Annotated in this window: 16 protein-coding genes; 6 read left to right on the top strand and 10 right to left on the bottom strand. The window is 45.9% G+C overall.

Features of this window, described 5'->3' with window-relative positions; genetic code table 11:
• Positions 1-9: 9 nt before the first annotated feature.
• Positions 10-1,488, bottom strand: a complete 1,479-nt coding sequence (locus tag HNP76_RS11780; RefSeq protein WP_246462694.1) for a S41 family peptidase — start codon at positions 1,486-1,488, stop codon at positions 10-12.
• A gap of 76 nt (positions 1,489-1,564) precedes the next feature.
• Here HNP76_RS11780 and HNP76_RS11775 point away from each other — a divergent pair, with 76 nt between their 5' ends.
• Both HNP76_RS11775 and lgt read left to right on the top strand, forming a co-directional pair.
• Positions 1,565-2,680, top strand: coding sequence for a P-loop NTPase (locus tag HNP76_RS11775; protein WP_184660746.1), 1,116 nt, complete (start codon positions 1,565-1,567; stop codon positions 2,678-2,680).
• Complete coding sequence (gene lgt / locus HNP76_RS11770) at positions 2,677-3,663, top strand: prolipoprotein diacylglyceryl transferase (protein ID WP_184660745.1); 987 nt, start codon at positions 2,677-2,679, stop codon at positions 3,661-3,663. Before HNP76_RS11775 ends, lgt begins: the two co-directional genes overlap by 4 nt.
• A 260-nt stretch (positions 3,664-3,923) precedes the next feature.
• Here lgt and tkt read toward each other — a convergent pair whose 3' ends face one another.
• Both tkt and HNP76_RS11760 read right to left on the bottom strand, forming a co-directional pair.
• Positions 3,924-5,897, bottom strand: a complete 1,974-nt coding sequence (gene tkt, locus HNP76_RS11765; RefSeq protein ID WP_184660744.1) for a transketolase — start codon at positions 5,895-5,897, stop codon at positions 3,924-3,926.
• Between the two features lie 114 nt (positions 5,898-6,011).
• A complete protein-coding gene (locus tag HNP76_RS11760) occupies positions 6,012-7,379 on the bottom strand; it encodes a hypothetical protein (RefSeq protein WP_184660743.1) in 1,368 nt (455 codons plus the stop codon).
• Between the two features lie 506 nt (positions 7,380-7,885).
• On the opposite strand from HNP76_RS11760, the gene HNP76_RS11755 reads away from it, so the two are divergent.
• Complete coding sequence (locus tag HNP76_RS11755) at positions 7,886-8,329, top strand: Hsp20/alpha crystallin family protein (protein WP_184660742.1); 444 nt, start codon at positions 7,886-7,888, stop codon at positions 8,327-8,329.
• A gap of 118 nt (positions 8,330-8,447) precedes the next feature.
• Here the strand turns inward: HNP76_RS11755 and HNP76_RS11750 are convergent, their stop codons facing one another.
• The 6 genes from HNP76_RS11750 to HNP76_RS11725 all read right to left on the bottom strand — a co-directional run bounded on the left by HNP76_RS11750 (position 8,448) and on the right by HNP76_RS11725 (position 14,511).
• On the bottom strand, positions 8,448-9,842 hold the full coding sequence (locus HNP76_RS11750; RefSeq protein WP_184660740.1) for a sensor histidine kinase: 1,395 nt from the start codon (positions 9,840-9,842) through the stop codon (positions 8,448-8,450).
• A 15-nt stretch (positions 9,843-9,857) separates the two neighbouring features.
• Complete coding sequence (locus tag HNP76_RS11745) at positions 9,858-10,550, bottom strand: response regulator transcription factor (protein WP_184660738.1); 693 nt, start codon at positions 10,548-10,550, stop codon at positions 9,858-9,860.
• Positions 10,543-11,238, bottom strand: a complete 696-nt coding sequence (locus HNP76_RS11740) for a hypothetical protein (RefSeq protein WP_184660736.1) — start codon at positions 11,236-11,238, stop codon at positions 10,543-10,545. The genes HNP76_RS11745 and HNP76_RS11740 overlap by 8 nt, the downstream gene beginning before the upstream one ends.
• Positions 11,239-11,320: 82 nt before the next feature.
• Entirely contained in the window at positions 11,321-12,349 is a 1,029-nt protein-coding gene (locus tag HNP76_RS11735) for an HD domain-containing phosphohydrolase (RefSeq protein WP_184660734.1), read from the bottom strand.
• Positions 12,350-12,397: 48 nt separating this feature from the next.
• Positions 12,398-13,018, bottom strand: a complete 621-nt coding sequence (locus HNP76_RS11730; protein ID WP_184660732.1) for a polysaccharide deacetylase family protein — start codon at positions 13,016-13,018, stop codon at positions 12,398-12,400.
• 2 nt (positions 13,019-13,020) lie between these two features.
• Positions 13,021-14,511, bottom strand: a complete 1,491-nt coding sequence (locus HNP76_RS11725; protein WP_184660730.1) for an ABC transporter substrate-binding protein — start codon at positions 14,509-14,511, stop codon at positions 13,021-13,023.
• A gap of 56 nt (positions 14,512-14,567) precedes the next feature.
• On the opposite strand from HNP76_RS11725, the gene HNP76_RS11720 reads away from it, so the two are divergent.
• Both HNP76_RS11720 and HNP76_RS11715 read left to right on the top strand, forming a co-directional pair.
• Positions 14,568-16,007 carry an NAD-binding protein gene (locus HNP76_RS11720; protein WP_184660729.1) on the top strand — a complete coding sequence of 480 codons (1,440 nt, stop codon included), beginning with the start codon at positions 14,568-14,570 and terminating at the stop codon, positions 16,005-16,007.
• The gene (locus HNP76_RS11715) at positions 16,008-17,453 is read left to right on the top strand and encodes a TrkH family potassium uptake protein (protein ID WP_184660727.1); all 1,446 of its coding nucleotides are present in this window, start codon (positions 16,008-16,010) and stop codon (positions 17,451-17,453) included. It abuts the gene before it with no gap.
• Positions 17,454-17,455: 2 nt separating this feature from the next.
• Here the strand turns inward: HNP76_RS11715 and HNP76_RS11710 are convergent, their stop codons facing one another.
• Entirely contained in the window at positions 17,456-18,085 is a 630-nt protein-coding gene (locus tag HNP76_RS11710) for a GNAT family N-acetyltransferase (protein ID WP_184660725.1), read from the bottom strand.
• 103 nt (positions 18,086-18,188) lie between these two features.
• On the opposite strand from HNP76_RS11710, the gene HNP76_RS11705 reads away from it, so the two are divergent.
• Positions 18,189-19,352, top strand: coding sequence for an FprA family A-type flavoprotein (locus HNP76_RS11705; RefSeq protein WP_184660723.1), 1,164 nt, complete (start codon positions 18,189-18,191; stop codon positions 19,350-19,352).
• Position 19,353: the final 1 nt, after the last annotated feature.

Below are 19,353 nucleotides of genomic sequence, written 5' to 3'. Positions count from 1 at the left end.
TGGCAGTTTTTATTTCTTTTCGTCAAGAACAGCCAGATCCTGAAGTTCCTTGAGGGTCTTTGTGTTTTTAATCAGTGTGACAAAGTCTTCTTTTTGCAGAATTGAAATCGCTTCGTTGAGCTGGATGTCGTAGTCCAGATCGTAGAGCATGGTTCCCTTTGTTTTGTTGACTTCATTTCGAACCAGTTTGCGCAAGCTTGCGTCATCAATTTCCGGGTACTTTTTCTTTAATTTCTTTGCAAAATCAGAAATCTGCTTTTCGGTCAAGTCAGAGCGGCCGTCAACAAAGTCAGCAATTTCAGTAGACTTGTAGAGCTCGAGATACTGCTTTTCGCCGTCTTCGCTCAAAACCGGGAAGAGGACTTCCCTGTCAGGCGGAATTCCGATTTTATCGATATTTACATCGCTCGGAGTGTAGTAGCGGGCCATGGTAATTTTAATTCCGTCAGATGATGAAAGAGGCAAAACCTGCTGAACGGAACCTTTGCCGTATGTTCGCTGACCGACCAGGTAAGCCAGGTGATTGTCTTTGAGGGCACCGCTGACAATTTCTGAAGCAGATGCACTTCCCTTGTTGATGAGGACGACAATCGGCATGTTTCGGACTGTGGTCTTTTTTGGTGTTGCAGTAAAGACTGAGTTTTCAAATGAAAGACGGCTTTTTGTTGAGACAATCGGACCGTTATCGATGAATTTGTCTGCGATGTCAGCCGCGCTTGTAATCAAGCCGCCCGGATTATTTCGCAAATCGATAATCAGGCCTGTGGCTCCGTTTTTCTGGAATGAATCAAGGGCTTCCTGAGTGCGCTCAACCGTGTGGGGAGTAAACTCAATCAGGCGGACATAGCCGATTTTTGTTCCTTCGATCATGCCGTATTTTACGACCGGAACTTCGATAATGGCACGGACAAGAGTTACAGGGAATTCCATGTTCTTGCCGCGGCGGATAATCAGGTCAACGCTTTCACCGACCTTTCCGCGAAGCATATCAAGAACCTGCTCCATCGTGATTGTAGAGGTGTCTGTTCCGTTGATGGAAATAATCAAATCACCAGCAAGGATCCCGGCCTTAAAGCCAGGAGTGTCCTCGACCGGGGAAGCGACTTCAACAAAGGCCGGCTTTTCCGGGCTGTTTTCAACCGGTTTTGAAATCTGCAAGCCGACGCCGCCAAATGAGCCTGAAGTGGTGTCATTTATATTTCTGAAACTTGATTTGTCGAGGTAGACAGTGTATGGGTCTTTGAGGGCTTCGAGCATACCTTTGAGGGCACCTTCATAAAGAACCTGGGGATCAATCTCATCAACATAGTTACGCTGAACGAAATCAAAAACGCCGTTCATCAATTCCATGCACTGGCGGGATTTTGAAGTTTTTTCAGTGGCAGAATTTGAAGCGGACTGAGCAAAACACTGAGAAGCAAAAAGGGCAATTATAAAAATCAAAAGAATAGAATTTACACGTTTCATAATAGAATCAAAATTTTTCATATTAATTCTATTTTATGTTTCTATAAGAGAAAAATCAATCTTTATAAAGAAAGAAAAGTGTGATATAATCAATTTTATGCAAATTATTCCAGTAGCAAGCGGTAAAGGCGGAGTTGGAAAAAGCCTTCTTTCCGCAAATTTAGCAATCGCACTCGGTCAGGCGGGCAAAAAAGTCATTCTCGCAGACCTTGATTTGGGAGCATCCAATCTTCATCTTGTTATCGGACAGAATTCTCCCAAAAAAGGAATCGGCACTTTTCTGACAGGCGAGTCAAAATTCGAAGAAATCATTACACCAACTGACTACAAGAACGTCAGTTTTATCGCAGGAGATTCAGAAATTCCCGGACTGAGCGCACTCAAAGTAGCTCAAAAAAATTCCCTGATTAAAAAATTCCATAATGTTGACGCAGATTATCTTATCGTCGATTTGGGAGCGGGCACACATCTTACGATTCTTGACCTCTTCCTCATTTCTCCACAGGGAATTATCGTCACGGCGCCTACAGTTACGGCAACCTTGAACGGCTATCTTTTCCTTAAAAACGCAGTTTTCCGCCTCATGGCTGCCACTTTCAAAAAGAATTCAAAGGCAGCGGACTACATCACAAAGCTCCGAAACGATTCAGCTTCCCTGCAAAGGCTTTACATTCCAAAACTGATTGAAAAAATCACTGAAATCGATCCGGAAAGCGGAGAAAAGTTCAAAAAACGACTGGCCCAGTTCAGACCCCGTCTGATTATGAACATGATTGACGAGCCAAAGGATGCGGACAAGGCACAGAAAATCCGCCGCTCATGCCAGCAGTATCTTGGTCTCGACGTTGAATCCCTCGGCGTAATGTACCGCGATTCAATGCAGGACAAGGCCCTTTCTTCAAGCCTGCCGGTCACTGTCTACAAGCCAAATTCCGTGCTTGCCCAGGCTATTTTCCGCATCGCAGAAAAAATCATGCAAACAGAGTCCTTGAGCTTCGACGAAAGCTTTGAGCAGGCCTCGGAAGAAGCCAGCGACGATTACTCAGCAAAAATGTCTTACGTTGAGGATTTGGTCGGAAGCGGCGCCTTGAACGTCGGTGAACTTGCAGAAATGATTAAAACCCAGCAGTACGAACTCAACCAGCTCAAAAACGAAAACATCATGTTAAAGTCACGGCTGGTCAAAGCGGCAAAACAAGGATTCAAGTTATGATTCTTCCATTATACATCAATTATCCTTCCTGGATTCACCCGGAAATTTTTCCCGGACTGCCCCTGCTCGGCCTTTTGCGCTGGTACGGTCTCATGTACATCTTCGCATTTGGAACGGCTTTTTTAGTCCTCAAGAAATTGCTGCGTGAAGGAGCCCTGGACGGCCTCAATGCCGACGGAACCATGCGCAAGGCAAGTGAAGACGATATTTTCAGCTTTATTGCGACAGGAATCGTATTTCTTTTGATTGGAGCCCGCGTTTTTTCAACACTGATTTACGACACTTCCGGAATCTATCTCAAAAAGCCCTGGCTTATTTTCTGGCCCTTCCAGAACGGCCGTTTCACAGGACTGGCAGGAATGAGCTATCACGGAGGCTTCATCGGCGGATTCGTCGGAACAATTTTCTGGTGCTGGAAGAACAAGGTTTCATTTTTGAAATGGACAGACTCAATGGTCACGGCAATTCCGCTGGGCTACACTTTCGGCCGAATCGGCAACTTCATGAACGGCGAGCTTTACGGACGAATCACCACAGCTCCCTGGGGCATGGTCTTTCCTCACGCCGAAAAATTCTCAGCATCAAAGGCCTGGGTTCAGGACTTCATGGCTAAAATCGGCATGGAAGCCAGCACAAACCTGGTAAATCTTCCCCGCCACCCAAGCCAGCTCTACGAATCTTTTTTTGAAGGTCTGGTTTTGTTCTCAATCATCTGGTTCTTCCACAAAAGAAAGCCCTTTGACGGTTTTTTAATCGCCCTCTACTCAGGCGGTTACGGCATCTTCCGCTTCTTCATCGAATATTTCCGCGAACCGGACGCAGACATAGGCTACAGATTCGCCACCGAATCCAACGCCCCCCTCTACATGAACACCAGCCTGCTGAACATCTCCACCGGCCAGATTCTATGCTTTTTAATGATCCTGGCAGGAATCGGCTTCGCACTCACCGGCTGGCTAGTGAATAAAAGAAAATCTAAGTAAGGAAGATTTTTCCACAAAGGTGAAGAAATAAATATCCGGAAAATTTAAGCTAAGCTCATAAACGCAAAAAAAGCAGGCGTGAAGGAGTGGGACGGCTTACGAAAACACTCGTTTTGTGCTGCCGCGTAAGCGGCAAACGTATATAATTACAAGCACAAAACGCGTGTAGCAGGCGAGCCTGCGATTTCGATAAGCCGCTTCCACGACTGGAAGCCTGCTTTTTTGTTTTATCTAGTTAATTCTTAATTTAACCGGTATTTTTATTTCTTCAACATCTCTGCAAAATCAGCTGCTGTGAAATGGAAGAACTCTGCAACTTTCTTGGCCGGGCCAGATGTGCCAAAGTTATCCAGACAGAAGCAGTTTTCTTTGCTTGTGAACTGGAGCCATTCCATGCTGATTCCGGCTTCTGTACAAACGATGCGTTTTGCATTTCCGATGATTGCGTCACGGTCAGCCTTTGAAAGCTGAGAGAACTTCTTCAAATCTGGAACTGAAACTACGCGGATTGTTTTGCCAGAAACAAGTTTTGCTGCATCCAAAGCCATGCTGACTTCTGAACCGCTTGCAAGGATTGTGATGTCAGGGCTTGCGTTTCCTTCGAGAACGACATAAGCACCTTTTTCTGCCATGTTTTTCTTCCAGTTTTTGTCAGCCTTCTCGTAAACAGGGAGAGCCTGGCGGGTAAATGCCATACAAACCGGATGATCTTTTGAAGCGTAAGCGATTTTCCAAGCCTCAACTGACTCTTCTGGGTCGCCCGGGCGGATTGCCTGAACGCCTGGAATAGCGCGCAATGAAGTCATTGTCTCGATTGGCTGGTGTGTAGGACCATCTTCGCCAACGTAGATTGAATCGTGTGTGAATACATAGATTACAGGCTGTTTCATCAAAGAAACAACGCGCAAGCTTGCACGAAGGTAATCAGCAAATACAAGGAATGTAGCGCAGAATGGGCGCAAGCCGCCGTGCAAAGAAATACCTGCACAAACAGCGCTCATTGCGAACTCACGGATACCGTACTCGATTGTGCGGCCCTTGCGGTTTGCAGGAGAGAATGTTCCCTCGTCGCAAGCCTTGAATGCAGTTTTGTTTGGTCCCATCAAGTCAGCTGAACCACCGACGAGGTTTCCGTAGCGGGCAGCGATCATGTTGAGGCCTTTGCCTGATGCGTCGCGTGTAGCACAAGCATCACCGACTTTGTACTCAACATCAGCAACTTCTGCTGTAGCAGCGTCTGAGTGGAATGCATCCCACTGTTTTTTGAGCTCTGGATTTTCTTTTGCCCAAGCTGCGAACTCAGCGTTCCAGTCAGCCTCAGCCTTTGCGAAATCCTTTGCCTTTTCCTTGAAGAAGTCGTATGCAGCTGGCTCTACGTAGAAGTCTTTGTCTTCCGGCAAGCCGAGTGCTTTTTTGGCAGCCTTAACGCCGTCAACACCGAGAGGTGCTCCGTGAACGTCAGCTGTGTTTTCTTTTGGAGCGCCCTTTCCGATTACAGACTTGAGCATAATCAAAGACGGTTTGTCTGAGCATGCTTTTGCTTCATTGATGAGCTTAACCATGCCCTCAACATCGTACATGTCACCTTTGAGAACCTGCCAGCCGTAAGCTTCGTAGCGTTTTGCGATGTCATCAGTGAATGTGATGTCTGTGCATCCGTCGATTGAAATTTTGTTCTGATCGTAAAGAACGATGAGTTTACCGAGTTTGAGGTTGCCGGCGAGAGAAGAAGCCTCAGAAGCAACGCCTTCCTGGAGACAGCCTTCGCCAACCAAAGAATATGTATAGTGGTCTACGATTTTGTGGTTTGCAGTATTGAAACGTGCGGCAAGCATTGACTCAGCAATTGCCATACCGACAGCCATTGAAACACCCTGACCGAGCGGACCTGCAGTACATTCAACGCCGTCTGTTTCACCGAATTCAGGATGACCTGGACATTTTGAACCAACCTGACGGAAGCTCTTGATGTCGTCCATTGAAACTTTGTAGCCAGCAAGATGAAGGATGCTGTAAAGAAGCATTGATCCGTGACCAGCAGAAAGAACGAATCGATCGCGGTCTACCCATTTTGAATTTGCCGGATTGTGCTTTAAAACTTCGCCATAAAGAACGGCTGCTGCTTCGGCAGCTCCCATTGGCAAGCCCGGATGACCTGAATTAGCCTTCTGAATCGCATCCATAGAAAGACTGCGAATCGACTTTGCAACAGCTGCAATACCTACACTGTTCATAGTAAAACCCTACCTTTTAAGAGTAAATTTTTTGAATCTCTGAGATTTCCTGATTGGATTTTCAGAGATAAATTAATGCTCTTGCCCAGATTTTGTCCGACTGAACGCCATCTGCTAGATAACATTAAATCTATTCTTTTTGACCTTATCCAAGGCCGAAATTAATAGCGGTTTTATGTCCTCGAAGTTCATCTCCATGCCCTCAAGGGAAAGCTCCATCGCACACGCCTCTTCTTCTTCACATTCAGAATCCTCAGATAAAATCTCCAGGATCCGTGATATATGCGTGTACAACTGGGAAAGCGTGACAAGTTCCTGCTGAGGAAGCATGTCCAGTTCTTTATTATCGCAGTCAAGTTCAAAAACAAGAGAACCAACTTCTCCAAAAAGCTTGAGCGCACGATGACGGAGTGAACCATTCGCAAAGTCTGCAAACCAGTTATATTGCTTGCGAAGTATAGCATTTCTATTCTCTATTTGCAATGCGAGCATGTCCTTTTCTTCTTTTGATATAGGCAGCTCTTTTGGAATGATTTTTTCGATGATTTCCTTGATGTCGTCCTTTTTTTCGTACATCTGATCCTTGATGTAGCAGTCGATTACAAAGTCCGGAAGGGCGAAGAATGGAATTGCCCTGCCCGTTTCCTCGTACAAGCCCTGATTCCACTTGCCGACAGCCGGAACGTCCTTGCCCTTAAACCAGAGGCGGGTTTCAACACCGAAAAGCTCCATGCCAACCTTTTTTGAAATTTCGAGGAATTCATGAATGGAACCGCAGTTTGGCACGCAGAGTTCCTTGCGGTTTTCGTAGAAGACGTTTGCCAGCTGCTCTTCGATGCCCGAACATGGCCCCATGCTGTCAAAACTGGCAATCAAGGCCTTTTCGAGATTTTCGTACCACTTGTGGCGCTCCATGTCGTCAGCGCTGATTTGGAAAGGATTGAGCTTGTGCTCAAGAATCGGGATGACTTCGATGACGCCCTTGTCCCAGTCATAAACCCGGCACAAAATTCTGTCGCCATATTTGAAGTCAACCTTATCAAAAATCGGCTCAAGGGAAACGCCGGTGAGGTTCATTTTTAAAGGAAGCTCGAAATCCCGCTCCGCTATGTGCAAATCCCTGCAAGCCGGGTCTGAACTGATATATTGAGCAGAAAATTCGTCACCGTAGAGGCAGAACATGTCCCTGGCTGTATTGCAGTCAGTTGCGAAGAGTTTATGAGGAAGAGTCTGTCCCATAAATTCGAAGGTGAGTGAAAAGGATAAAAGATCCAGATCTACGAAAGGCATGCAGCGGTCGCCTGGAACAAAAACCTTCTGCTCAACTTCACGCTGGGTGGGAACGAAACTGAAAAGCTGGCCGGTAAATGCTCCGGCACGGGTTATGTACATTTTTTTCTGCAGGGCGAAAGCACGCACATCGTTATCAAGGAAGTCAGTCAGTTCGGCAAGCGTGATTTTATGTCCAAGCCCACACAGCATTGCCAGCAATTCCTTGGCGGAAAATGGCATGGGATAGGTTCTGAGGAAATTAGTTAAAAAATTTTCAATTGAAATTGCCACGATATAAAGATACCAAAAAATCAGCGAAAAGGCAAAGTGAAACATAAAAAAAGATAAGTCTTAAAGAAAGTGAGTAAAATTGACACAGTTTTACAGGAAATTTTGACACAGTGAGGAATATTTATCCAAGAGTTAGGGACTGTAGTGGCATAAGTTACCGAAGGTAATGGAGCGCGGCTGCGCGGAACCACGAAAGGCCCGACCGCGAAGCGGGAACTCCCCGAAAACCTAAAAACAGAACAGAATTTTCTCGGTAGAATCAAAATTACAGGAGGTATTTTTGATTCTTGGCACGCTTTCTGCTATATCTTTAGTGTCAGACGAAAATCTGATACGGGAACGGAAGATTCCCGGAAACTAAACTAAATTACAAACAATTGCTCCTTCAACGCTGTTAGCGCGGAGCTAATCATAGGAGGTTTTTTATGAACGCACTTTCACTTTTTAACGACTGGCTCAACAACGATTTTTATGGAACTGAGGGACTTTGCAACAGCTCTAATGTTCCTGATGTTGACGTAACTGAGAACAAAGATTCTTATGTCCTCGACATGGATTTGCCTGGCAGAACTGAGAATGATGTAAGCCTTGAGCTTAACGATGGCGTACTTACAATCTCTTCTGAAAAAGCAGCTGCAAAACAGATTGAAGACAAGAGCGACAAGCACGAAAAACATGAGGATAAAGAGGAAAAACCACAGTATCTTCTCCGTGAGCGTCGCCGACCTTCATTCCGTCGAAGCTTCACATTGCCGAAAGACATCGATGCTGAGGGCGTAACAGCAGGATTCAAAAACGGCGTCCTGACCATTAAGATTCCGCGAAAGGCAGAAGCCGCACCTCGCAAGATTCAGATTAACATTGCGTAAGTCCATCAAAAAACAGGCTCCCATCTGGAACCTGTCCCGAACATCGCAGTGAGCAAAGCTCAGGCGATTTCGTGCCAGAACCCAGATTCCGCCTGTTTTCTTGCTATTCAGAATCGGCTTATGCAAAAAGGAATTCAATCGTAAAGCCTGCACCGTGGGGAACCATGTTGCGGGCTTTTATTTTGGCGTTTAGGGCCGTGCACAAAGTTTGTGCGATTGCAAGTCCCAGACCGGATCCCGCGACTTTTCTTGTGTGGGATTCGTCTCCCCGGTAAAAACGCTCGAAAATATGGGGAAGAGTTTCCTTTAAGAAGCCCGGGCCGTCATCGTTTTCTTCTATAATAATCACGTTTTCTTTTTTATAGGCCGTTAAATTGATTCTGCATGTCTGACCGGCGTATTTTATGCTGTTTGAAATCAGAACCGTTAAAACCTGATGGAGCATTTCTTCGTCCGTGGAGATGACGATTCCGTTTGCCTCGGAAATAATTTCTGCCCTTGGTGCAATCTCGCTGAATTCTTCGGTCAGCCAACTGAACATATCCGCCAAAGAAACCTGTGAAATCTGAGGCTTGATTCTGCCGCTTTCGATCCGGGAAATTTGCAGGAGATTGGCTATGATTGCCTGCATGGTCTTGGACTCAGTTTTGATTGCGTTCAGTGACTTTTCCAGCTGCTCAGGACTATCCTTGCCCCAGCGCAGAAGAAGGTTCGTCTGCCCCGAAATTACCGTAAGAGGCGTGTTAAGTTCATGGGAAACATCGCTTGAAAACTGGCGTTCCCGGTCAAAATCCTGCTTGAGCCTAAGGAAAAGCGAGTTGAAGGTCTCGGAAAGCTCGTCGATTTCGTCGTCATTGCCGGAAAGAGGCAGCAAATCAGAAAGATTTTCGATTGTTACCGACTGGGCAGCCCTTGTGATCTTGACGACCGGACTGATTATTTTTTTGGTGATGAAAAATGAAATCAAGAAGGAAAGAAGAAGGATTGGAATCGCCATGAAAAGCAGGGCAAATGGCAAATTCGAAAACATTTTTGCCATCGTGTTGAAATCCATGTTTATCGCGACGGCTACGATAATTTCATTCTGGGACTCGGCGTGTTTTTCTGCATAGTAGATGATGTTCAAGTCTCCGTCGAAAAAGTAATTCTTTTCAAAGTAATGATTTACCTTACCTTTGGAATCTTCGAGATAAGGCAGGAAGGGATCGTTTGTGGCAAGAAGGGTAAAATCCTTTGCATCGTAAATGATGTAAGTTATGTAATAAGGAAGGGCCTGAATTGAGCCCAGGGACTCGCCCAGTTTTGAGCCGAATTCACTCGTTAAGCGGGCTTCTTCCAGTTTTTCAAAAACGACATCTTCAGCAACCATGAGCTCCATATTCTGATTTTTATCAACGAGAGACTGGACAAAAAAGAGAAAGGCAAGAGAAAGGAAAACGACAGCTCCGGTCATGATGAACATGAATCGGAGGGAAAGTCTGACTGAAAATGAATTAAGAAATTTTGGCTTCATCAGAATCGCTTGAGCCTATTCCATGAGATAGCCGACTCCGCGCACGGTTTTGATGAATTCTTCTTCGGAAACTTCGGAAATTTTTGAGCGGATATAGCCGACATAAACGTCAACCGTATTTTCGTCGATGCAGTGGCCTTTGCCCCAGATTACATCGATAATGTCCGTGCGGGAAAGAACCTTGCCCTGATTTTCAATAAAGCACTTGAGCATGAGGAATTCTGTTTTGGAAAGGACGATTTCATGCTCGCCGATGCTGCAGCTCATCCTGCTTACATTGAGGGAAAGTCCGCGTACAGAAAATTTTTCTTCGGCAGGCTTGAAGGAATTGATTCTTCGGAAAAGGGCGTTGATTCGGGCCAGCAGCTCTTCGATTTCAAAGGGCTTGGAAATGTAATCGTCGGCACCAGCATTGAGGCCAGTGATTTTGTCGATTGTTTCGCCGCGGGCAGTTTCGAGGATAATAGGAACATTTGAAACGGCACGAATCCTGCGCAGGACTTCAAATCCGCTGAGTTCAGGCAGCATGACATCAAGGAGGATTAAATCCGGCTTTTCTGTCTCAAACTTTTCGAGCGCCTGACGTCCGTTTTCAGCAAGGCAAACGACAAAGCCTTCGTATTTGAGCTCAGGGATGATGAAATCGGAAATTCCCTTGTCATCTTCTACTACTAAAACCTTGATGCCTGCATTTTTTTCGCTATTCATTTTTGCCCCCGGCCTTCTTGAGATTCTTCACCGTACTCCCCGCATTTATGTTCTTTAACTCAACTGGATTTATTTTTTTACCGCCAAAAGACTCGACATTTTGCACCAGAAGAGAAAAACTTTTATTTTCAAATGGAACGGATATCTTTAAGGTATCGCCCTTTTTATTGAAAACCAGTTTTGCTTCATTACAAATATTTTCACCGTCAAGAATAATAGATTCGTCTTTAAAAGACAATGGATTTACGCTCTGATTGAAGCGAATCTCAAGAGTGAGCATGTCATCATCTGAAAGGTTGCTTTTTATGCTCTGAAGGGAAAAATCTTTTTTATTTGCGGCAGTTCTTGTACCGCGATAGTTCATTATTTCGTAGTCGGGTAAATTTGATGGAGCTGAATGGCCAGGAGTATGCGAATTGGGAGCGGAAGGGGCTGAAGGAGAAATGTGGCCTCCAAAATCACCTGCATGGGCTGAAGCAATGCCTGCTATTGAAGGACCGCCAGAAGGAGCACGGCCGCCGATACCTGGACCTGAAGGACCAGCAGGGCCACCGGAAAAACCGCCTGCAGGGCCGCCAAAGCCGCCAGAATGACCAGGACCTCCGGAAATACCAGAAGGCTCAGCAAAAATATGCGCTGACAGGAAGGGCAACAGCAAAAAAACAATGTAACTTTTCAAAACTCTCATACCTACTTACTTTTATTATACAATTAAGTATAACACACTTTCTCAGCAAATCAATTTGAGAGTATTTTTTCTTAGTGTTTTCTTATAGAACTTCCCGCATTGAATAATCAATATCCTCATCAATCATACGGAGCATGACGTTGGCGATGTCCGGGTCAAAGTAAGTGCCTCGACAGCGCTCGATTTCCGCCCTGACTACTGCCTGGGGTCGGATTTCTGAATAAGCCCGCTTGCTGGTCATGGCATCGTAGACATCGGCCACGGCGATAATTCGGGCAACTTCCGGAATCTGATAGCCTTTGAGGCCGTCCGGGTAACCTGAGCCGTCAAAGTGCTCGTGATGATATTTTGCTCCCAGAGGAAGATTTGGAAGGACTGTAATTGTTTTGAGGATTTCGTAGCCTGCCATGGGGTGTTCCTTGACTTCTTCAAATTCGTCTTCGGTGAGGCGGGCATTTTTGCGGATTATGCTCCCTGCGACTCCGATTTTTCCGATGTCATGAAGGAGTCCCATGTAATAAATTTCCTCCTGCTCTTTGGGTGACTTTCCCATGCGGCGGGCGATTTCTGCCGAATAATTTGCAACCCGCTGTGAATGGCCCCTGGTGTAATGGTCTTTGGCATCGACGGTTTTTGCAAGGGCTTCGGTAATTTCTCGGGTAAGGACTTTGATTTGAAGGGTCTGCCGGTTGACTTCTTCCTGAAGCTTTTTCTGAAGCAGGGTAAGGGCCAGGGTATTTTTGACACGCTGAAGGAGGACTCCGGGAACCAGAGGATTTTTTGAAATGAAATCTATTGCTCCGTCATGCAGGCTTTGTATTTCTGTTTCGTTATGCTCGTCTCCGGTCAAAAAAATTACCGGAATCAAATTTGTCTCCGGATTGCTTTTTAAACGGTGTAGAGTTTCCAGTCCGTCGATTCCCGTCATGTGAAAATCAAGGAGAATCAGATCCGGTATGTGTGACTGCACGAATTCAAGGCATTCTTCGCCAGAAGCAACAGCATGAACGATGTAGGTTTTATCAAGAATCCGGCGCATCAATGAAAGAATCATGCTCGAATCATCAACGACCAGAACTTCAGCCTGACTGCCAAAAACAACTTTTTCCATGGAGTTAAGCCTATCTTAAATAAAAAAACATGTCAATTTGAGAAAGTATTAAAGAAATGTCCGCAATTTGCCATTATTTGTCTTTTCTATCCCGCGGATTTCAAAAAGTTTGGGCACGGTCACAAATTCATAGCCCTGGGACTTCAAAAGAGGGATGGCGCGTTCAACCACCTTGAGGGTCTTGGTGTTGCCGTCGGTTACATGAAGGAGGAAAATCGTTCCGTCCTTAACGCCGTCGAGCAGCATCTTGAGTCTGTCTTCCACGCCAAAATCATCTTCCCAGTCACGGCAGTCTTTTCCGCAGATGAAGGGGGTTTTTATTGAGTCGAAGACAGTCTGATTCACGGAAATGTAGGGCGGACGAAAGAATTCCGGGATTTTACCGGTGACTTTGCTGATTGCCCGGTCAGTTTTTTCGTATTCTTCGATTATCTGGGCGGCCGTCAGCTTTGTCATGTCCGGGTGGGTCCATGAATGATTTTCGATGTCGCAGCCCATTTCGAGGGCCCGCTTTATGACAGGAATATTTTCCTCAGAGATTTTTTCCCCAATCAAAAAAAATGAGGCCGGAACACCCTGCTTTTCAAGAATATCAAGCATGTCGCTCATTGTTGAATCGCCTGCGAGGTTGGGGCCGTCATCAAATGAAAGGGAAAGATATTTTTTCATAATTATTCGAAATACATTTTGGCGAAGTTGTAGAAAAGCACCGGATAAACGTCAAAACCGCGGACATCCTTTCGAAGCAGGACTGTGTTGTTTGGGTCAGCGATGAAGACAGCCGGAGCTGATTTTGCCAGCAATTCCTGACAGTACTTGTAATATTTGATTCGCTTGTTCAAATCTGTCTCAAGCCCTGCCTTTGTGAAGGTCTCGTCGAAAACAGGATTGTTGTAGCGGGTAAAATTGCGCTTGTAAGAAGAAAAATATCTCTGCAAGACTTCGCCCGGCTCAAGTTTTCCGCCAAAGGCAATAATCGTGGCCTGATAATCAAATTTGGTGTAAACCTGATCAAGCCAGTCAGCCCAGTCAACCGGCTTGATGTTGCAGCGGATTCCAATCTGCTCAAGCTGCCTTGCGACAATCTGAGCTGTATCGACGTGAATGCGGTAGTTGATTGGAACAGTGATTTCCAAATCAAAACCGTTGCCGTAGCCTGCAGAAGCGAGAAGACTTTTTGCAGTCGCCGCATCATTTTTGTAGATTTCTGAAAGGCGGTCGTTGTAATATTCGCCCAAAACCGGAGAAAAATTGCTGTAGAGCTTTGTTCCGAAACCGTCCATGGCGCCGTCAATAACTTCGTCCTTGTTTATAGCCATTGTGATTGCCTGGCGGACAAGGGGATTGTCAAAAGGCTTTACTGAATTGTTGAGGCCAAGAACCTGAACCATGTTCTGAGGGGCAGAAAAAAGCCGGAATTTCTTTTCGAGGGATTTTGCGTTTTCAGCTGAAAGCATCTGACCGATGTCCAGTTTTTTTGCCTGCAAGGCCGAAAGAATTGCCTGTTCGTCACTCATGACATAGATTTCTATGCGGTGGATTTTGGGCTCATTTTCAGAATTCCAGTAATTTTCGTTCTTTTCCAGAACGACTTTCTCATGGGGCTGGTATTCCACGAATTTGTAGGCACCTGTTCCGATCGGATTTTCAGCGTGATTCGTGTAGCCAACAGGCAGAATCGGACAGATGTTGAGGGCAAGAAAACCGCCCAAAGGATTTTTGGTCTTGATTACAAAAGTGTATCTGTCAGGGGCTTCGATTGATTCAATCGAACTTGCCATCATGTCAGATTTAACGGCCTTTCCATTTAAGCCTGCAAGATTTTCGTAAGTGTAGAAACAGTCAGTGCTGGTAAAATCAGCACCATTGTGGAATTTAACGCCCTGACGAAGACGGAAAGTGTAAGTCAGCTTGTCGCTTGAAATTTCATAGGATTCGCAAAGGGCCGGATGAATTTTGCCCCTCTCGTCAAAAGAGAAAAGTCCGTCAAAAATATTGTAATAAATTGCAGCCGTATCAGCCGCCGCAGACTCCCAGGGAAAAAAAGAATCTGGCTCGGAAGCAACGTTGATGCGCAAAACATCTTTGGACATTTTTTGCTCACAAGAAGAGAAAATTAGAGAAAAAAGCGTAACAAGAGAAAGAAAAGCAAATTTTTTCATACAAATAAAATACTAGCATGTGGAAGAGATTTTAACAACACGCTAAAATACTCTTAATGAAAATCGTAATTGTTGGCGCAGGATTCACAGGAACTCAACTTGCAAAGCGTCTTATTAATGGAAAGAATGATGTCGTTCTCATCGACAATGACGAAACTACTGTCCGGCACGCATCCAACAGACTTGACTGCAATGTAATTCAGGCCGACGGAAACAACCTCGACACTCTTGAAGAAGCCGGAATCGAAGACGCGGACGCCCTTGTCTGTGTAACTTCAAACGATGAAGTAAACATGATTACCTGCTCTCTCGTTGATTCCGTTTATCCGAATGTTCTCAAAATTGCCCGGGTACGAAATTACGCATATTACATGAACACAAGCACGGCCACCCAAAAGCACGCCACCAAGCTTTCAACCGAAAACCGTCACCTCTACGGAATTGACTTTATGGTTCACCCTGACGTTGAGGCGGCTGAGGCCATTGTTGCGGCAGTTGAGCACGGAGCCATCACGGATTCCCTTCAATTTGACAATTCTTCTTACGAACTGATCCGCGTGACCGTCGAAAAATCAAGCCGGCTGGACGGAATTGCCCTTCAAAACATGCGTAAAATGACTGAAAAGCAGTTTCTGGTCGGCTACGTCGAAAGCAACGGCGAAACAGAGCTTCCAAGCGGCGGCACGATTTTGCACGGCGGAGACTGCCTGGGTCTTCTCATGCGCCGCTCTGACTTGCCGGAAATGCTGGCCCTCTGCGGCTCAAAGCTCAAGGATGTCAAAAAAATCGCTCTTGTGGGCGCAAACCGAATCGGCATGATTGTCGCTGACAGGCTGATTAAAAAAGAAAGCTCAAGCCGAATCAAAAAACTCTTCGGCTTTAAGTCACGCATTTCCCAGGATTTCGTGATTGTCGATACAGATGAAGTCAACGCAAAGGCAGCCAGTGAAAAATTCCCAAACACAAAGGTTTTCTGCGCGGACATCACCGAAGAAGGCTTTGTTGAGGAAGAAGGAATCGACAAATTTGACCTGGTGATTTGTGCCACCCAAAACTACGAAATGAACATGGTCATGGCGGCCTACATCGAGTCACTTGGCGTAGAAAATTCAATCGCCCTGGTAGCAAACTCGGCCTTTGGTGAAGTTGCCCGCAAAATCGGAATCGAAGTCGCAGTCCCAATCCGGGATTCAGTCATCGACAGCATCATGAGTCACCTTCGCGGAGACAGCGTAACCGGAATCCACTCGGTCAACGGCGGCACCCTCGAAATCGCAGAAATCAACATCCCCGAAGAAAGCGAAGTCAAAGGCAAGGCCCTCAAAGACATAGCCGAAAATGGAAAATTTCTGGTCCTTCAGGTTCAAAAGAAGGGAGAAGAATCTTTCTCAATCCCAGGCGGAAATACAGTTCTCGAAGCAGACGACAAAATCATTTTGATCATCAATGCAAACGAAAATGACCACGTAATGCACAAATTCGGAGCGGAACAATAAATGCAGATATTCGTCTTCGCCCGGCTCATCTTTATCATTCTCGCAATCGTCGGTCTTTCACTCCTTTTCCCGATTTTAACGGCCCTTTCCTGCGGCGAGCTCAGCGTGATTCCAAGCTTTGCCATCCCGCTCGGAGCTTCACTCTTAATCGGAATAATTTTTTACTTTGCTGGCAAAAAGACTAAAATCAAATTCTCAATCAGGAGCGTTTTTGCCTTTGTTGCCCTGGCATGGCTTTCAATCAGCGTCTTCGGCTCAGTTCCCCTTTTGCTTTCCGGCGTAATTCCGAATTTTCACGACGCCCTTTTTGAAAGCGTTTCGGGCTTTTCAACGACAGGAGCCACAATCCTTGGCGATGTCGAAGCCCTTCCCCGCTCAATAAATTTCTGGAGATGCCAGATGCACTGGCTGGGCGGCATGGGAATCATCGCCCTCACCGTAGCCCTTCTTCCCCTTCTGGGAGTGGGCAGTTTCCAGCTGATAAAAGCCGAAAGCACAGGCCCGGAAAAGGGTCAGATTACGCCAAAAATGGCAAATACGGCAAAAACCCTCTGGCTTTTGTATGTTGGCTTCACTCTGGCTCACGCAATCGCCCTTAAAATCTGCGGTCTGGACCTAATCGATTCAATTTGTCACGCTTTTTCAACGCTGGGAACAGGCGGATTTTCTTCAAGAAATGCCAGCATTGGAGCCTATAACTCCCTGGCCGTCGAAATAGTCTGCACGGTCTTCATGTTTCTGGCGGGCGTAAACTTCAGCCTTTATTTTTATGTGATTACCGGCAAATTCGATGAAGTCAAAAAGAATTCCGAATTAAAGGCCTATATTTCCCTCTTTTTGATTTGTATCGGAGTCATTACCCTGGTTTTGATTCCACATTACGGCTCTTTTGCAAAGGCACTCAGATATTCAAGCTTTCAGGTCGCTTCCGTCATGACTACCACGGGCTACGCAACCGACGACTTTACGACATGGCCAAGCGCGGCTCAGTTTTTCATCTTTTTGCTCTTCTTTACAGGCGGCTGTTCAGGCTCAACTTCGGGCGGATTTAAAATCATACGCTGGGTCGTGCTCAAAAAGCAGGCCTGGAACGAAATGCTCAGAATGCTGCACCCCCACGGAGTTTTCACGGTCAGCATCAATAAAAAGGCAGGGCGAAAGGATTTGGTCTTCAACGTAGCGGCATTTACTTTTGTCTATTTCATGCTTCTTTTTATCAGCACCATGGTCAGCACATTCTGCGGGCTGGACATTTTCACCAGCTTCACGGCAAGTCTTTCCATGATTGGAAGCATCGGACCGGCTTTCGGCCAGCTCAATCCAAGTCAGAATTTCGGAATAATCTCACCCTTCCTGAAATACTGGTATTGCTTTGTCATGATTGCAGGCCGTCTGGAACTTTACAACCTGATTATCTTCCTCTTCCCTGATTACTGGAAAAAGTAGTCCTAAATCCTGATTCCGCTCAGGTCGTTCTCGCTTTTCGAAAATTCTATGTCGCGGAATAAAGCTGCGTCGGCAGTCATAATGATTCCGTCGGCGTTTACCTTTTTCTGAATCGTGGGGAAAAATTCCTTCAGCTCAAAGACCTTCTGGAAGCCAAGCTTTTCGTAGATTTTAATGGCTGGAGCCCATTCTGAATCGACAAGAATCACTACTTTTTTGATTTGGGAGTCAGCGGAAGACAGGGCGGCGACTGAATTCAAAAAGAATTTTTCGCCGTATCCCTTGCCCCGGTAGTCTTTTAAAAGGGCAAATGACGAGACATACAAAAAGCAGCCGTTGGTCTTGTGGGTAAGAAGAGGATTGTGGCCCAGGGCAAAGCGCTTTTCGATTTTTTTGAGGGAAGATTTCTTCTCTTTTTCGTCCATTCCGCTCAAGGCACTGAAATCAGGCAGAAAATCCCATTTTTCGGCACAGAGATATCCGCATACTAGGGCAACCTTGTTCTTTAAGACAGTCTCCTCGCTGCAATCAGCAAGGGCAAGAAATCCCTGGGGAAAGACCTTGAGCCGCTTTTCAAAAACCCGCTTTTTTTCCTGAATGGCCGGAATGAAAGACTGACGTTCAATATTCATAATCTGAAAAATATCAAAAGGTTGTGCCGGACAAATAATCATGGCTTTATTATAACTTCTGTGCTATAATTTTTAAACACATTTTAAATAAACGGAGCACATTATGCAGCTTTCTGATTCAATCAAATACATCGGTGTCGATGACCACAAAATCGACCTTTTTGAGGGACAGTTCGACGTTCCAGCCGGAATGGCTTACAATTCATACATCATCCTTGACGACAAAATCGCAGTCATGGACACGGTTGACGAAGATTTCGGCGAGGAATGGCTTTCAAACATCAAAAAGGCTCTGGCCGGCAAAAATCCTGACTATCTGGTCGTCCAGCACATGGAAATGGACCACTCATCAAACATTCAGAAATTTGTCGATGTCTATCCAGAGGCAAAAATCGTCTCTTCAAAAATGGCTTTCGTAATGATGAAGAGCATGTTCGGCACTGACTTTGCAGACAAGCAGGTCGTAGTTGCAGAGGGAAGCAAGCTTGAACTGGGCAAGCACACCCTCAATTTCATCGCCGCTCCAAACGTTCACTGGCCGGAAGTCATTTTCACATACGAATCAAACGAAAAAGTCCTTTTCTCAGCTGACGGATTCGGAAAATTCGGCGCAAATGACGTTGAGGATCCGGAAGGCTGGGCTTGTGAGGCTCGCCGCTACTATTTCGGCATCGTCGGCAAATTCGGAGCAAACGTTCAGGCCGTACTCAAAAAGGCTGCTGCCCTTGAAATCAATACAATCGCACCATTACACGGCCCGATTTTGACCGGAGCCGATGCAAAAGAAGCAGTCCGACTCTACGACATCTGGTCAAGCTACGGAGTTGAGAGCGAGGGAGTCTGCGTCCTTTACACGTCAGTTTACGGCCACACAAAGGCAGTCGCAGAAAAGTTCGCCGAAATCCTCAAGGCAAAGGGCTGCCCGAAAGTCGCAATCAGTGACCTGGCCCGCGAAGACACTTACGAGTGCGTAGAAGACGCCTTCCGCTACGGCAAGCTTGTTCTTGCAACCACAACCTACAACGGCGGCATTTTCCCAATCATGAAGGACTTCATCGGCCACCTCACGGAACGAAATTACCAGAACCGAAAGCTGGGCTTGATTGAAAACGGAAGCTGGGCACCAATGGCAAACAAGGCAATGGCAGCCGCTTTCGAACAGAGCAAAGGCATCACAATCTGTGAGGCAAAAGTTAGCGTCAAAATCTCAATGACAGCAGAAACTACAAGTCAGCTCGAAAAACTTGCCGACGAGATTTTGAACTAGA

It is taken from the genome of Treponema ruminis, assembly GCF_014201975.1.
Classification (GTDB): Bacteria; Spirochaetota; Spirochaetia; order Treponematales; family Treponemataceae; genus Treponema_D; species Treponema_D ruminis.
Note: the sequence above shows the minus strand (reverse complement) of the source record. Positions and strands in the feature narration are given on the sequence as shown.